Source organism: Pseudomonas sp. USHLN015, assembly GCF_037153275.1.
In the GTDB taxonomy this organism is placed as follows: domain Bacteria; phylum Pseudomonadota; class Gammaproteobacteria; order Pseudomonadales; family Pseudomonadaceae; genus Metapseudomonas; species Metapseudomonas tohonis.
Genome location: NZ_JBBCKP010000009.1, coordinates 319,918 through 333,029 on the forward strand (window position 1 = coordinate 319,918; position 13,112 = coordinate 333,029).

Sequence of the window (13,112 nt, forward strand, 5' to 3'; positions counted from 1 at the left end):
GTTCCAGTCGTTTCGCCAGGCGAATTAAGTCGGAATCTTTTCCGCCGCACGCCCCTCACAACCAAGAGGTGCGCAAGCGCCCGCACGAGAGCAGCGATGCGCCCGCTTCGCGAAGTCATGCCCGTCCTGGAGATACTGCCGATGTCCGTCCTCAGCCCCGTCGATACCACGCAGGCCGATGTGCCCCTGCCGATGGCCCCGCTCGGCCCCGCCCAGCACCTGTACCAGGAGTTGCTGCAGCGGCCGGCGCAGAGCCTGGACGAGGCCCGTGCCTTCCTGCAGGAGCAACTGCGCCAGGCGGCCGCCCTGCCCTGCGACCTGCCGGCCTCGCCCGAGGACCTTTCGGCCTGGTCACGCCGCAACGCGGCCGAGGTCACCCACCAGTACGCCACCTACCTGGAGGAGCGCCGCCATGGCGCGGGCCGCCGCTACTTCGGCGACCGCTCCCACGCGCTGTATTTCCTTCGCGGCGTCGCCCCCACCAAGCTGGTGGACGGTGCCTGGCTCCACGGCACCCTGCGCCACTGGCGCGACACCCGCTTCACGCCGCTGGTGCGTACCTTCCTCGAAGAGCTGGGCGATGGCGTCGCCGCGCAGAACCACGTGCTGCTGTACCGCCGCCTGCTGGCCAGCCAGGGCTGCGACGACCTCGCCGGGCTGGACGACGAACACTACCTGCAGGGCACCACCCAGCTGGCGCTCGGGGCGCTGGCGGAGGAGTTCCTGCCGGAGGTGATCGGCTACAACCTCGGCTACGAACAGCTGCCGCTGCACCTGTTGATCAGCGCCTTCGAACTCGACGAGCTGGACATCGATCCCTATTACTTCCAGCTCCACGTCACCATCGACAACAGCGCCACGGGCCATGCGCACAAGGCCGTGCAGGCGGTGCTGGACAACCTCCCGCTGATAACCGATGCCGAGGACTTCTATCGCCGCGTCACCCTCGGTTATCGCCTCAACGAGCTGGGCAAGGGCTCCCGCGCGGTGATCGCCGACTTCGACCTGGAGCGCGAGCTGCTGGAGATGTTCGAACGCAAGCGCGGAGTCGCCGGGCAGGTGCACTCCGACTACTGCCGCATCGAAGGGCGCACGGTGAACCAGTGGCTGGCCGCCGACGAAGGCATCGCCGGCTTCCTCGCCGCCCTGCAACGTCGCGGCTGGATACGCCGCCACCAGGACCCGGCCGAAAGCCGCTTCTGGCAACTGGTGCAGGGCGAGCGCGCCGCGATGTTCGGCGTGTTCTCCGCCTACGAGCAGCAATTGCTGCACGACTGGATCGCCGGCACCTGGGAGCGCCCCGGCACCGCGCCGCTGTCGCGCAACGGCGTGTTCCGCAGCCGCCACCGGCAGCCGCACATGCCCAGCCAGGAGCACCAGCGGCCTTCGCTGCAACCCCTGGAGAACTCGGAGCAGCGCCATCTGCTGGACGAGCTGCAGCAACTCGACGAGGCCCGCCACGAAGCGCGGCTGATCGAACTGCTGGGCCCGGCCATCCACTGGACGCCGGCCGGGCTGCTGGCCACCCGCCTGTTCTCCGCCATGACCCGCTGAGGAGCACGCCGTGCCTGCCCCCCTGGATCACCTCGACATCGCGGCCGACCACCCGCTGCTGCGCCTGGGCCGCCTGCTGGCCGGTCGCGGCTACCGCTTCACCACCCTCACCCCGCTCTCCCACCAGCGGGTCAATGCGCGGCCGGGCAACGCCGAGGCACGCACCCTGGAGGACGTCTTCGGCTGGAGCCGCCCCTTCCGCCAGGAGGTGGTCGGCGAGGAGGTGTTCGCCCTGCTGCGCGAAGCCTGCGCAGTCGAAGCACGAGGCGAGCTGTGGTCGAGCCGCATCCGCTGGTCCAGCCTCGACGGCCAGCTCTTCGTGCACTCGCGCTACCCCACCGTGGACGCCGATGCAGTGTTCTTCGGCCCCGACACCTACCGCTTCGCCCAGGCCCTGCACCAGCACCTGGCCCGCGACGCCCGCCCGCTGAGGCGCATCGCCGACATCGGCAGCGGCGCCGGCCCGGGCGCCGTGCTCGCGGCTCTCGCCAGGCCGCGGGCCCAGGTGCTGGCCCTGGACATCAACGACCGCGCGCTGGCCTTCACCGCCGTCAACGCACGGCTCGCCGGCGCGGACAACCTGGTCGCACGCCACAGCAACCTGCTGCACCAGGTGGAGGGGCCGCTCGACCTGATCATCGCCAACCCGCCCTACATGCTCGACCCGGCCGGCCGCGCCTACCGCCACGGCGGCGGCGAGCACGGCGCCGGCCTGTCCCTGGCGATCATCGAGGCCGCACTGCAACGCCTCGCCCCCGGCGGCTCCCTGCTGCTCTACACCGGCGTGGCGATGTTCGGCGGTGCCGACCCCTTCCGCGATGCCTTCCAGCCGCTGCTCGATGGCCACGCCTGGACCTGGCGCTACCGGGAGATGGACCCGGACGTGTTCGGCGAGGAACTGGACAACCCGGCCTACGCCCGCGCCGACCGCATCGCCGCCGTGGTGCTGGAGGCGACGCGCCCAGCCCACGACTGAACCCTGACGAGAGGATTCCACCATGCAAGACGATGACGACGACCTGATCAACGACCCCGGCAACGAAGACCCGGGTTCCGCCGTGGAGCGGCTGCCCGAGGGCGAACCCGAAGTGCAGCCGGACGACCCGGACATCCAGGGCGACGACGGCTCGGGCGACCCCGAGTGAAGACGAAGGCCACCTGAAGCCGGCGCCCCCCGGGACGCCCCTGCCCGACCATGGAGCCCAGACGATGCCGATGCCCTTGCCGACCCAACCCGCCCACGGATACGGGGAACCGACGCCGGAGCGACGGCCCTGCGCCGCCACCCATCGCCCCCTCCCCGCCTCCGGGGAACACGCGGGCTCGCCCACCGCGCTGCCCGAGCGGGCGGCGCCGGCCTTCGGCCCGGGTGCCCGGGGATGAACGAGCGCCAGCCCTTCACCGGTCCGCCGAGCCCCCGAGAGGACTGCCAGATGCGCATCATCACGTGCGAGCAGGACCAGAAATTCCACATCGGCAGCGATGTGGTGATCACCGTCACCGAGATCCGCGGCTTCTCGGTGAAGCTGGCGATCTCCGCCCCGCGCGAGGTGCCGGTGCATCGCGAGGAGATCTACCGGCGCATCCAGGCCGGCCAGCGGCCTGGCGAGGAGGCCACCTGAGCGCAGCCGGCCTTCCGCCAGTCAGTCGGCCAGGCTGATCCACGCTGGCGCATGGTCGCTGGCGTGCTCCTCGCCGCGCACCCAGCGGTCCACGCCGCCGCCTTCCAGGCGCTCGACCAGGGCGGGGCTGAGCAGCAGGTGGTCGATGCGCAACCCCGAGTCCCGCTGCCAGTGCTGGCGGAAGTAGTCCCAGAAGGTGAAGGGGCTGCCTTCCGGGTAGAGGCGTTTCAGGGCGTCCGTCCAGCCCTGGTCGAGCAGGCGCTGGAAACAGGCGCGGCTCTCCGGCTGCAGCAGGGCGTCCTTGCGCCACGAGCGCGGGTTGTAGATGTCGGCGTCGGTGGGGACCACATTGAAATCGCCCGCGAGCACGACCGGGTGCCCGCTGTCGAGCAGGCCCCGGGCGTGGCGGATCAGGCGTTCGAACCAGGCCAGCTTGTAGTCGAACTTCGGCCCCGGCTGCGGGTTGCCGTTGGGCAGGTAGAGGCAGGCGACCACCACCCCCCGGACCGCCGCCTCCAGGTAACGGCTCTGGCTGTCGGCCGGGTCCCCGGGGAGCTCACGGCGGATCTCCAGGGGCGTCATGCCCCTGGCCAGGATGGCGACGCCGTTCCAGGAGGGCTGGCCTTTCCAGATCGCGCCATAGCCGGCCTCGGCGAGCGCTTCGACGGGGAAATTGCGGTCGACGGCCTTGAGCTCCTGCAGGCAGACGATGTCGGGCGCCTCCCGTTGCAACCAGGCCAGCAGCGCGGGCAGGCGGGAGCGGATGCCGTTGATGTTGAAGGTGGCGATGCGCAGCATGATCGGGCCTCCGGGCTGAATGCGGGGGTGCCGCCATCATTCATGTAGAGGCGCAAGCGCCCCGGGATGTTCAGGTCCGATGCACGGCGCGAAGCCGAGCCACGGGCCGAGTTCGCTTCTTGTGCAACGAGCGTCCAGGGTCTTGATATCGGCGTCATACCAAAAAATACCGTTTATCTTTCAATCGCTTAGCGAAGCGCCAATCAGGTCGAACGATTCCCGCACGCCCGCCTTCTCAATTCAGCGGGGCCATTCCGGCCCCGAACAGGAAGGAGAACGACCATGAGCAACGACAACCCCGGCAACTTCGCCAACGATCGCGAGAAAGCTTCCGAAGCCGGCCGCAAGGGTGGCCAGAACAGTGGGGGCAATATCGCCAACGACCCGGAACGCGCAGCCGAAGCCGGGCACAAGGGTGGGCAGAACAGCGGCGGCAACTTCGCCAATGACCGCGAGAAAGCCTCCGAAGCCGGCCGCAAGGGCGGCCAGAACAGCGGCGGCAATTTTGCCAACGACCCCGAGAAGGCCTCCGAGGCCGGACGCAAGGGTGGGCAGAACAGCCAAGGCGGTCGTAGCTGACCCAGGCCGCAACGGGGGCCCGCCAACCGGCGGGCCCCGCTCCGATGCGAACCCGCCCGACACGCGCCGACCCTGGAGGCACGCCATGAGCGCCCCCCTTTTCCTCATCAGCTACCTGCTCCGGAACGAGCCGATGCACCACGAGGTGCGCTCCAGCGATACGCGCATGAGCGTGGAATCCGCCCGCGAGTACCTGCTGGCGCGGCACGGGGATTGCGACCCCGTCGATATCAGCGACGTGCAGGTCAGCAAGATCACCCGCGAGCACGAAGCGGGCACCACGCCCGGCCATTACCAGCAGCCCTGAACGCCCGCGTGTGTTCAGTGGCCCCCCGCGTTCGCGGGGGTGACGGGGTCGGGTTGGAGGTTGTGCATCCACCGTCACCCCGTAGGTTGGCGCCAAGCGCAGCGAGGCCCAACACAGCGCTGCACGCCCTCTCCCCGGGCCCTGTGGGAGCGGCTTCAGCCGCGAAACATCCGCCGCAAGCACAAGGCTACGAGTGGCCTGATACCCCATCGCGAATGAATTCGCTCCCACGGGCACCCAATAGCCGCTGCGTTCAGTGGGCCCCCGCGTTCGCGGGGGTGATGGTGCTGGATGGGAGTTCCGCGTGCACCGTCACCCGTCGGTTGGCGCCGAGCGCAGCGAGGCCCAACACGGCGCTGCACGCCCTCTCCCCGGGCCCTGTGGGAGCGGCTTCAGCCGCGAAACATCCGCCGCAAGCACAAGGTCACGAGTGACCAGACGCCCCATCGCGAATGAATTCGCTCCTACGGATTCCCCATGGCAGCTGCGTTCCCGATGACGGTGCCGTCGGCCAGCACGGAGCGCCCGCTGAGGCGGGCGAATTCCTGGGCGTCATGGCTGCAGAAGATGCGCAGGTCGGGCTGAGTCAGCGCCGCCTGGCGCAGACGCTGCTGGTTGGCGGCGCGCGCGTGGGCGTCCGCTTCCATCATCCACTGGTAGACGCGCAGCCCGGGGGTGCAATGGCGCTGCGAGCAACCGATCTCGCCACGGTAGAAATAGGCGTCACCGGCGTGTAGCAACCAGCCACCGGGGACGGCGACCGCGACCCCGGCGTGGCCCAGCGTATGGCCGCGCAGCGGCACCAGGTAGATGTCCTCCGCTTCGCAACCGATCAGTGCCTTGACCGCCGCGAAGCCCTTCCAGCTTTCGCCCTGCGCCGCGTAGGGCTGCCAGTGGCGGACGCCCTGCCAGTGGCGGTCGATGTAGCGGCGACGATTGATGAAGCCGCCCCCGGGTGCCTCGGCATGGGCCTTTTCCTCGGCCAGCAGGTGCACCGTGGCGTCGGGGAAATCACCCAGGCCGCCGGCATGATCGAAATCGAGGTGGGTGAGCACGATGTGGCGCACATCCTCGGCGCGGTAGCCGAGCTGCTCGATCTGCGTCAGGGCGCTCAGGCGTTCGTCGAACCGGATGTTGTTCAGCGTGCGGAAGAACGGGCTGATGCGACTGGCGGAGCGCGACAGGTCGCGCCGGCCGAAGCCGGTGTCCACCAGCACGAGGCCCTCCCTGGCGGTCTCGATCAGCAGGCAGTGGCAGACCAGGCACGCCGTGGCGCCTTTGCTGAAACCGTCGAACAGGGCGCCCCCGAGAGGGCACATGCAGCCGCAGCTGAGGTGATGGACGAGCATGGTGGGCTCCTTGGAGTGGGGTGGCTGGCCACCAGGATCAGGCCGCGCGCCCCTCAGCCCGACTCGATAGCGATCGGGCAGAGGGGCACCCGGGACCGCCCGGTGATCCCCCAGGCCTGGCAAAACACCATCCGGCCCATGGCTATTCCCGCCGCCTGGGGCTTTCGACGGCGCGCATCAGGTTGCCGTGGCCGTAACCCCGGGCCGGCTGGGCGCCGCGTCGGCTCCACAGGCGCTCGTGGAAGTAGAAGGCCACGGTGTTGCAGGCCGGCTCGATCAGGGCGATGAGCCCGCCGGTCAGCAGGCTTCCGGTCAGCAGGTAGGCCACCGTGAAGGCGATGGAGAAGTGCAGCACCGCGAAGGTCAGGGTCTTCACCAGGGGCTGGTTGGCGGGCACTCCACAGCACCCGCCCAGTGCCGGCCTCACCGCTTGGCCTCGACACCCGGGGTTTCGGAGCGGTCGAGGAAGGCCTGGGTCAGTTCGGGCAGGTGCTCCTTCAGCCACTCGGCCATCGCCACTTCCTGCGGCAGGATCTTCTCGCAGGTCTTCTGCGTCTCGGTATCGCCGACCGCCTTGGCCGCCGCGATGAGCACGGTGTAGGTGGCGATCTCCAGGTTCTCGAACACGTAGCCGGCCATGGCCCCCTTGATCACCTCGTCGCTCACGGCCATGCCGCCCACCGCCTGCCCGAACGCCATCAGCTTGCCGCCGATGTCCTTGAGCGTGGAGGGTTCGGAGCCCAGGCGCTGCAGCGCCTCTTCCAGCAGGGCCTTCTGGCCCTGGGTTTCCTCGATGTGTTTCTCGATCCGGGTCCGCAGCTTGGGGTAGTTCTCCAGGCGGCCTTTCTGTGCGGTCAGCATCTGCTCCGCCTGTTGCTCCATCGCATGGGCGTCACGCAGCCAGCTCAGCAGGTTCTCGGTCTTGTCGGTCATGTCGTCTCTCCGGGTGGATCGATGGACGGGATATGCATTGGGAAGCCCGGCGAACGGCCACGGTTCAAGGTTTTTTGCGAGGAAAACAAGCGAAGCGGTTATTCCATACGAAACGGCTGACGCTTCGCTTGATAACCATTTGGAATTTTCAATGAACCCTCGATGCACCCGGCGGATCACCTCTGAAGGGGCGAGGAACGCCTTCCAGAACGCCGAGGGAACCGGCTCAACCGTGGAGGAATACGTGATGTTCGTGCACAACAAACGACTGCAATACACCGTGCGTGTGGGGGCGCCGAACCCGGGGCTCGCCAACCTGCTGCTCGAGCAGTTCGGCGGCCCGCAGGGCGAACTCGCCGCGGCGATGCGCTACTTCACCCAGGGCCTCAATGAGGACGATCCAGGCCGCAAGGACCTGTTGCTGGACATCGCGACGGAGGAGCTGAGCCACCTTGAGATCATCGGTTCGATCGTCGCCATGCTGAACAAGGGCGCCAAGGGTGACCTCGCCGAGGCCATCGAGGAGGAAGCCGCGCTCTACCGCTCGCTGACCGAAGGTGGCAACGACTCCCACATCACCTCGCTGCTCTACGGTGGCGGGCCGGCACTGACCAACTCCGCCGGCGTGCCCTGGACGGCCGCCTACGTCGACTCCATCGGCGAGCCGACCGCTGATTTCCGCTCCAACATCGCGGCGGAGGCACGGGCGAAGATCATCTACGAGCGGTTGATCAACGTCACCGACGATCCGGGCATCAAGGAGGCGCTGGGCTTCCTCATGACCCGCGAGCTGGCGCACCAGAAGTCGTTCGAGAAGGCCCTGCATGCCATCCAGCCGAACTTCCCGCAGGGCAAGCTGCCGGGGATCCCGGAGTTCACCAGCGTCTACTTCAACCTTTCCCAGGGCGAAGGCGACATGCGTGGCTCGTGGAACCAGGGCGACCAGTGGGCGTTCGTCGACGACCCGCAACCGGCGGTGGACGGGGGCAGCGGCCTGCCCGAGGTGAACCTGCCGAAGGCCAAGCGGGAGGTGGTCGAACAGATGAAGCTGCGCACCGCGTCCGACCCGGCCGCCGACCCGCTCACCGGGGCCGACCTCGGCTCGGGTGCCTACCAGAAGCCTTGAGCCCCTGCAGCCTGTGCGTCCAGCGATGGGCGCGCAGGCCGCCTGCCAGGGACCATTCGTCGATAAAACGCTACGCGCCATTGGCGGCGCTCCCGCAGGCTTCCTGTCGATATCAGCCTCATATCAACCGACATTCAATACAGGGGCTGTACAGGGTTGCCCCTTGTCCGGCTTTCCTTTTTCGCCGATCCGACTTCTTGTACAGGCTCGCCGCAACGCTGCTTACGTACAGGCATGACGGGGCCGTTAGCCACCATTTACCGGTGTTTCACGGCGGCTACAGTAGCCGTATGCAAGCCTGAAACAAGGAATCGCCTGAATGGCGTTGAACCACAGGGAGATCGAACGGCTGTTCGTCAAGCACATGCCTGCCTGCAGCTGCCAGGCGAAACAGTACGATCACGGCACGACCACCCTGCTCTTCACCCACCGCGACACGCACGACACCCTCACCCTGGATGCCATGCCGGACGGCCAGCTGCACAGCGAACGTTCCATCCAGCGGCTGTGCCTGACCCTGGAGGGCGAGTTCACCGCCCTGCTGGCGCGCCGCGACGCACCGGCGAGCCGACACGGATGACCACCTGGGACCAACCCGCGAGACGCTGGCTCGTCACCTACCGCATGGAGGGCGAAGTACGGCAGATGCTGATGCGCGCGCGCAACGTGCCCAACCTCAAGGCCGTGGCCTTCTCCATCTACCACCTCGAGTTCCCCGGCCAGCCCTGCCCCTCCACCTCGCGGGACAATGTGGAGTCCTGGCTCGGTGCCCGTGGCATCACCCTGGAAGACGTGCAGCTGTATCAGCCGCCACGCCGTTGAGCCAGGGCGGGGAGCCATGCACGCGCCGTCGCGCTGCCCGACCGCTGGCCCGGTGACGTCTATGCTTGGATTTCCCAGCCAGCGGAGAGCGACATGACCAAGGACGAGATGAAGGCCCGCCTCAACGACGCGATCCAGGCCACCCTCGAATCCCAGCGCGGCGGCCCCTTCCCGGCTCGCCAGATCTCCTACTCAGTGGCCATCGGCATGGCGGCGGCCATGCAGCTGTGCGAGCTGGTGGAGGGCGAGGAGTACGGCCACATCATCCAGCGCATCACCGCCAGCATCGAGCACGATTTCGCCAAGGCGGCCGAGCCCAGATCCTGATCGTCGGGACAGCCGTTTTTTTTCTGCAACATTCTCCTGATCGTCCGCTCTATAGCGCAGTCCGCCCCCTTCCATGGGTTTCTGCACGTTGGATATCAGCAATCAGGAGGAGATATGGATTGGCTCATCAGCTATCTCGATGCTGAAGGTCAGGAGAAGTCCGTCACCGTTCGTTCGAACCACCTGCCCAACCACAAGACGGCCGCACGCTGCGTGGTGGAGCATGCCTATGGCGACGCACCGCCGAGGCCGCTCGGCAACCTGTCCGCCGTGGCCTGGCTCACTGCCTGCGGCCTGGAGATCCGCGACATCAGCCTGATCCGGGATGACCGCCCGGGCCCGCAACCCCTCACCTTCTCGCGCCCCAGACCCTACTTCCGCCAGAAGCCCCGCACCGAGCAGGAACAGCCGGAAGAACCCGCGTCATAGCGCCCCTGTGCCGGAGGTGCCGCCGCGCCTCCGGCCTGCCCGTCGATCGGCTCCAGCGAGGTGTCCCCTGGCCGTAAAAACCATCACCGCCCGCCAGCTCGGCCTGGACCAGGGGCTCGCCCGGGGCGAGGAAGGCGCGCTGTTCAAATGGCTGATCGCCGCCTTCCTGTTCGGCAAGCCCATCCAGCAGTCCGTCGCCGAGCGCGCCTACCGGGTGATAGTCGAGGCGAACGGGCGCGATACGCCGCGCACGCTCGGGGGCAGCAGCCACGCCGAGCTGGTGCGCATGCTCGGGCAGGCGCGCTACGTGCGTTACGACCGCTCCACGGCCGAGCGCCTGCGCACGCTGTGCGGCAGGCTCGACGACGAATACGGCGGCCGGGTCCGCGCCCTGCTGGAGCGCAGTGCCGACCAGGGCGAGTTCGAGCAGCGGTTGCTGGCGTTCGAGGGAATCGGCCCGAAGACCGTCGAGATATTCATGCGCGAAGCCGGCCCTGCGCTGTTCGGCGGGGCCGGCGACGCGGGCTGACTCAGGGCGAGATCGGGTCGCTCGCGGGGAAGGTCTCTTCCACGGCGTTGTCCACCTTGGCCTCCAGCTCGCGCTGGCTGCGCAGCGGGTGATCCTCGATGCGCGGCAACGCCGCACGCAGGGCCGCCACGCGCTGGCGCAGGTATTCGAGCTCGGTCTCCGGGTCTATCACCAGGCCCTTGACGCTGCAATGGCCGCTGACGCCGCGCAACAGCAAGGCGGCGCCACCGAGCGCCTTGATCACGCCCGGGGCGCCGCCCCGGTAGACGCCCGAGGCGATGGAAAGAACGCCGGCGGCGACCGAGAGGGCGCGTTCGACGCCGTGGACGTTATGGGTCTGAAGGTGCATGGGGTGGGTCTCCTGATGGTGGCGCGGCGTCAGCGCGAGGCGCGCCGCAGGTCTCTGGAAAGGTTGCCGTGGCCGTGGCCCTTCTGCGACGTCGCGCGCACGCCGAAGCGTTGCCAGACCCGCTCGTGGAAATAGAAGGCCACGGTGTTGCATGCCGGCTCGATGAGGGCGATGAGCCCGCCGGTCAGCACGCTGCCGGTCAGCAGGTAGGCCACGGTGAAGGCGATGGCGAAGTGCAGCACGGCGAAGCTCAGGGTCTTGGCCAGCGGCTGGTTGCCAGGGGGCGGCAGCGGCCGGCTGCGGGCCGAGTGCGTCGTGCGTTGGTTGCGTATCGCCATGGTGGTCTCCTGCTTGCGGGTGTCGCCATGGTTTGGAAGGGCGAAGGCCCCGGAGAGGTTCAGGAAATCGGTCGGGTGGCAGGCCGCGTGGCGCTCATCCAAAAAGTGCAACTTTCCGCCGGATCGCCGCTTCTACAACCCTGTAACCCTCAACCCCTGGAGATCGCCATGAGACTCAACCGCCTCGCTCTTCCCGCCCTGCTCTGCGCCACCCTCAGCACCCCGCTCCTCGCCGCCGACACGGTCGATGCCGATGACTTCGTCGACGAAGCCAGCGCGGGCGGCATCGCCGAGATCGAAAGCGGCAAGCTGGCGCTGGAGAAATCCACCACGCCCGGCGTCAAGACCTTCGCCCAGCAGATGATCGACGACCACAGCGCGGCGAACCGCGAACTGGCGGTGATCGCCCGCGAGAAGAAACTGGAAGTGGCGACCGAAGCCGAGCTGATGAACAAGGCCAAGGCCCTGATCCTGAAGCTGCGTGACGGCGAGGACTTCGACGAGGCCTACGCCAACAACCAGGTGGTGGCCCACGAGAAGACCGTGGAGCTGTTCAAGGAAGCCGCCGCCTCCGATGACAAGGAGATCGCCGCCTTCGCCAGCAAGACCCTGCCCAAGCTGGAGCACCACCTGCAGATGGCGCGCGACCTCGCCGCCACGCACAAGAAGCCCTGAGGCGATGGCCTGCTCCACGCTTGTCTTTAGTGGGTCCCCGCGTTCGCGGGGATGACGGGGCACGCGCGCAACGGGACCGGGCAAAGGGTGGACGACGCTTCACCTGTCCACCCCCGGAGCCCGATCCAGCACCTGATGCGCTCGCGTCTACGGGCGCAGGATCACCTTGCGGCAGTCGTCCTCGGCCTTGTCGAACAGGCGATAGCCCTCGGCTGCATCCGCCAGGTTGAGACGGTGGCTGATGATGATCTCGGGATTCAGGTCGCCCTTCTGGATGTGTTCGAGCAGGTCGGGGAGCAGCGGGTGGACGTGGGTCTGCCCCATCTTGAAGGTCAGCCCCTTGTCGAAGGCATCGCCGAAGAGGAAGCCATGGATGAAGCCGGCGTACACGCCCGGCACGCTGACGGTGCCACCGCGCCGCACGGCGGCGATGCACTGGCGCAGGGCGACGCCGCTGCTGGCTTCGAGCTTGAGGGCGGTGAGGATGGTTTCGGTGGTGCTGCCCTTGGCTTCGAAGCCCACGGCGTCGATGGCGGCGTCCACGCCGCGGTGGCCGGGCGTCTGTTCGATGATGGCCTCGGCCGGGTCGTCGATCTCGTCGAAGTTGATCGGGATCACCCCGTAGGTGCGCTGCGCGTAGGCCAGCCGATAGGCGTGCTGGTCGACCATGAAGATCTGCTCGGCGCCGAGCATGCGCGCGCACGCGGCCGCCATCAGCCCCACCGGGCCGGCGCCGTAGATGGCCACACGGCTGCCCTGCCCCACGCTCGCATTGATCACCGCCTGGTAGCCGGTGGGCAGGATGTCGGTGAGGAACAGCACCTGCTCGTCGTTCAGGGCATCGGGGATGCGGAAGGGGCCGGTGTTCGCCTTGGGCACCCGCACCCGTTCCGCCTGGCCACCGGGGAGGCCACCGTAGAGGTGGCTGTAGCCGAACAGCGCAGCCCCGGAAGGAATCTGCTTCTTATTGAGGATGGCGCCACGCCCCGGGTTGGTGGTCTCGCAGGCGGCGTGCAGGTTCATCTCGCAGAAGAAGCAGCTGCCGCAGGCGATGACGAAGGGCACGATCACCCGGTCGCCCCGGCTCACGGCCGTGACCGCCGGGCCCACCTCCTCCACCACGCCCATGAATTCGTGGCCGAACACGTCGCCGTGTTTCACCTGGGGAATCTTGCCGCGATAGAGGTGCAGGTCCGAGCCGCAGATGGCGGTGGCGGTGACCCGCAGGATGATGTCGTCCGGCTCCTGGATGATGGGGTCGGGGACGTTGTCGACGCGAACGTCGTGGCTGCCGTGGTAGGTGAGAGCGCGCATGGTGGACCTCCGAAGCGTGTGGGCATTCATAGGTCCGAAAGGGGAATGGGTGGGGTGTTCA

At 68.0% G+C, this 13,112-nt stretch carries 20 protein-coding genes; 13 read left to right on the plus strand and 7 right to left on the minus strand.

The features are described 5' to 3' along the window. Window positions 1-141: 141 nt before the first annotated feature. The 4 genes from WFQ67_RS20000 (at window position 142) to WFQ67_RS20015 (ending at window position 3,176) form a co-directional block, all read left to right on the plus strand. Window positions 142-1,554, plus strand: a complete 1,413-nt coding sequence (locus tag WFQ67_RS20000) for an iron-containing redox enzyme family protein (protein WP_337057989.1) — start codon at window positions 142-144, stop codon at window positions 1,552-1,554. 10 nt (window positions 1,555-1,564) lie between these two features. After that, window positions 1,565-2,530, plus strand: coding sequence for a class I SAM-dependent methyltransferase (locus WFQ67_RS20005; RefSeq protein ID WP_337057990.1), 966 nt, complete (start codon window positions 1,565-1,567; stop codon window positions 2,528-2,530). A gap of 22 nt (window positions 2,531-2,552) precedes the next feature. Then, complete coding sequence (locus tag WFQ67_RS20010; protein ID WP_337057991.1) at window positions 2,553-2,699, plus strand: hypothetical protein; 147 nt, start codon at window positions 2,553-2,555, stop codon at window positions 2,697-2,699. Window positions 2,700-2,987: 288 nt separating this feature from the next. After that, entirely contained in the window at window positions 2,988-3,176 is a 189-nt protein-coding gene (locus tag WFQ67_RS20015; protein ID WP_213625183.1) for a carbon storage regulator, read from the plus strand. A gap of 21 nt (window positions 3,177-3,197) precedes the next feature. Here WFQ67_RS20015 and WFQ67_RS20020 read toward each other — a convergent pair whose 3' ends face one another. Continuing rightward, on the minus strand, window positions 3,198-3,974 hold the full coding sequence (locus tag WFQ67_RS20020; RefSeq protein ID WP_337057992.1) for an exodeoxyribonuclease III: 777 nt from the start codon (window positions 3,972-3,974) through the stop codon (window positions 3,198-3,200). A 282-nt stretch (window positions 3,975-4,256) separates the two neighbouring features. Here WFQ67_RS20020 and WFQ67_RS20025 point away from each other — a divergent pair, with 282 nt between their 5' ends. Then, on the plus strand, window positions 4,257-4,553 hold the full coding sequence (locus WFQ67_RS20025) for a general stress protein (RefSeq protein WP_213625184.1): 297 nt from the start codon (window positions 4,257-4,259) through the stop codon (window positions 4,551-4,553). A gap of 85 nt (window positions 4,554-4,638) precedes the next feature. Then, on the plus strand, window positions 4,639-4,860 hold the full coding sequence (locus WFQ67_RS20030) for a hypothetical protein (RefSeq protein WP_213625185.1): 222 nt from the start codon (window positions 4,639-4,641) through the stop codon (window positions 4,858-4,860). A gap of 464 nt (window positions 4,861-5,324) precedes the next feature. Here the strand turns inward: WFQ67_RS20030 and WFQ67_RS20035 are convergent, their stop codons facing one another. The 3 genes from WFQ67_RS20035 to WFQ67_RS20045 form a co-directional block, all read right to left on the minus strand. Then, a complete protein-coding gene (locus tag WFQ67_RS20035; protein WP_337057993.1) occupies window positions 5,325-6,209 on the minus strand; it encodes an MBL fold metallo-hydrolase in 885 nt (294 codons plus the stop codon). A gap of 142 nt (window positions 6,210-6,351) precedes the next feature. Next, window positions 6,352-6,636 (minus strand): DUF2061 domain-containing protein, encoded by a 285-nt coding sequence (locus tag WFQ67_RS20040; RefSeq protein ID WP_442969612.1) that lies wholly within the window; start codon window positions 6,634-6,636, stop codon window positions 6,352-6,354. Beyond that, window positions 6,633-7,142, minus strand: coding sequence for a ferritin-like domain-containing protein (locus WFQ67_RS20045; RefSeq protein ID WP_285961422.1), 510 nt, complete (start codon window positions 7,140-7,142; stop codon window positions 6,633-6,635). The genes WFQ67_RS20040 and WFQ67_RS20045 overlap by 4 nt, the downstream gene beginning before the upstream one ends. Window positions 7,143-7,389: 247 nt before the next feature. Between WFQ67_RS20045 and WFQ67_RS20050 the strand changes: the two genes are divergently transcribed. The 6 genes from WFQ67_RS20050 (at window position 7,390) to WFQ67_RS20075 (ending at window position 10,375) form a co-directional block, all read left to right on the plus strand. Further along, complete coding sequence (locus WFQ67_RS20050; RefSeq protein WP_213625189.1) at window positions 7,390-8,268, plus strand: manganese catalase family protein; 879 nt, start codon at window positions 7,390-7,392, stop codon at window positions 8,266-8,268. A 319-nt stretch (window positions 8,269-8,587) separates the two neighbouring features. Then, on the plus strand, window positions 8,588-8,848 hold the full coding sequence (locus WFQ67_RS20055; protein ID WP_213625190.1) for a hypothetical protein: 261 nt from the start codon (window positions 8,588-8,590) through the stop codon (window positions 8,846-8,848). Next, window positions 8,845-9,090: a hypothetical protein gene (locus WFQ67_RS20060; RefSeq protein ID WP_173177310.1), complete on the plus strand. Its 246-nt coding sequence runs from the start codon at window positions 8,845-8,847 to the stop codon at window positions 9,088-9,090. The genes WFQ67_RS20055 and WFQ67_RS20060 overlap by 4 nt, the downstream gene beginning before the upstream one ends. Before the next feature lie 93 nt (window positions 9,091-9,183). After that, window positions 9,184-9,417: a hypothetical protein gene (locus WFQ67_RS20065; protein ID WP_173177314.1), complete on the plus strand. Its 234-nt coding sequence runs from the start codon at window positions 9,184-9,186 to the stop codon at window positions 9,415-9,417. A gap of 114 nt (window positions 9,418-9,531) precedes the next feature. Further along, complete coding sequence (locus tag WFQ67_RS20070) at window positions 9,532-9,846, plus strand: hypothetical protein (RefSeq protein ID WP_213625192.1); 315 nt, start codon at window positions 9,532-9,534, stop codon at window positions 9,844-9,846. A 16-nt stretch (window positions 9,847-9,862) separates the two neighbouring features. Beyond that, window positions 9,863-10,375, plus strand: a complete 513-nt coding sequence (locus WFQ67_RS20075; RefSeq protein WP_442969613.1) for a DNA methylase — start codon at window positions 9,863-9,865, stop codon at window positions 10,373-10,375. Window position 10,376: 1 nt separating this feature from the next. On the opposite strand, the gene WFQ67_RS20080 is transcribed toward WFQ67_RS20075, so the two are convergent. Both WFQ67_RS20080 and WFQ67_RS20085 read right to left on the minus strand, forming a co-directional pair. Continuing rightward, window positions 10,377-10,724, minus strand: a complete 348-nt coding sequence (locus WFQ67_RS20080) for a YgaP family membrane protein (protein ID WP_173177318.1) — start codon at window positions 10,722-10,724, stop codon at window positions 10,377-10,379. 29 nt (window positions 10,725-10,753) lie between these two features. Further along, window positions 10,754-11,062: a DUF2061 domain-containing protein gene (locus tag WFQ67_RS20085; protein ID WP_213625193.1), complete on the minus strand. Its 309-nt coding sequence runs from the start codon at window positions 11,060-11,062 to the stop codon at window positions 10,754-10,756. A 168-nt stretch (window positions 11,063-11,230) separates the two neighbouring features. Here WFQ67_RS20085 and WFQ67_RS20090 point away from each other — a divergent pair, with 168 nt between their 5' ends. Continuing rightward, on the plus strand, window positions 11,231-11,737 hold the full coding sequence (locus WFQ67_RS20090) for a DUF4142 domain-containing protein (RefSeq protein ID WP_213625194.1): 507 nt from the start codon (window positions 11,231-11,233) through the stop codon (window positions 11,735-11,737). A gap of 147 nt (window positions 11,738-11,884) precedes the next feature. On the opposite strand, the gene WFQ67_RS20095 is transcribed toward WFQ67_RS20090, so the two are convergent. Then, window positions 11,885-13,051, minus strand: coding sequence for a zinc-dependent alcohol dehydrogenase (locus WFQ67_RS20095; protein WP_213625195.1), 1,167 nt, complete (start codon window positions 13,049-13,051; stop codon window positions 11,885-11,887). Window positions 13,052-13,112: the final 61 nt, after the last annotated feature.